This is a genomic window from Arthrobacter sp. NQ4, assembly GCF_029077345.1.
Lineage (GTDB): Bacteria > Actinomycetota > Actinomycetes > Actinomycetales > Micrococcaceae > Arthrobacter.
This window is the reverse complement of sequence record NZ_JARETC010000030.1, coordinates 1-1,000: the sequence shown is the minus strand read 5'-3', so window position 1 is coordinate 1,000 and position 1,000 is coordinate 1. Positions and strand designations below refer to the sequence as shown.

The window sequence follows — 1,000 nt, the reverse complement described above, 5'->3', positions numbered from 1 at the left end:
TGGCACCTGAAGGCCGGAAGATGCTGCGGATCGAGCAGCGCAACGCTGCGGTCCCGGTGGAGCGCAAGCCGGAGTGGATCAAGGCCAAGGTCCAGATGGGCCCGGAGTTCGTCGGGCTGAAGAACCTGGTCAAAAAAGAAGGCCTGCACACCGTCTGCGAAGAGGCCGGCTGCCCCAACATCTTCGAATGCTGGGAAGACAAGGAAGCCACCTTCCTGATCGGCGGCTCCGAATGCACCCGCCGCTGCGACTTCTGCCAGATCGACACCGGCAAACCCTCCCCCGTGGACATGTTCGAACCCACCAAGGTGGCCCGCTCCGTACAGTCCATGCAGCTGCGCTACGCCACCGTCACCGGCGTGGCCCGCGACGACCTCGAAGACGAAGGCGTCTGGCTCTACGCCGAAACCGTCCGCAAAATCCACGAACTGAACCCCGGCACCGGAGTGGAACTGCTCATCCCCGACTTCTCCGGCAACCCCGACCACATCAAGGCGATCTGCGACTCCGCCCCCGAAGTCTTCGCGCACAACGTCGAAACCGTGCCCCGGATCTTCAAAAGGATCCGCCCCGCGTTCCGCTACGAACGCTCCCTGGACGTCATCACCCAGGGCCGGAACCTGGGCATGGTCACCAAGTCCAACCTCATCCTGGGCATGGGCGAAACCCGCGAAGAAATCAGCGAAGCCCTCCGCGACCTCCACCAGGCCGGCTGCGACCTGATCACCATCACCCAGTACCTGCGCCCCTCCGAACGGCACCTGCCCGTGGACCGCTGGGTCAAACCCCAGGAATTCGTGGACCTCCAGCACGAAGCCGAAGAAATCGGCTTCCTCGGCGTCATGTCCGGCCCCCTGGTCCGCTCCTCCTACCGCGCCGGCCGCCTCTGGGCCACCGCCATGCGCAAAAAAGGCCGCGACATCCCCGCCGAACTCGCCCACATCGCCGAAGGCATCCAGGACTCCGGCACCACCCGCCAGGAAGCCGCCACCCTCCTCGC

General features: G+C 65.2%; 1 protein-coding gene. It reads left to right on the top strand.

All coding sequences use genetic code 11. The annotated features are described in order from the left end of the window. Positions 1-1,000: lipoyl synthase (gene lipA, locus PUN51_RS20625; RefSeq protein WP_275182383.1), on the top strand; the 1,000-nt coding region annotated here is incomplete at both ends.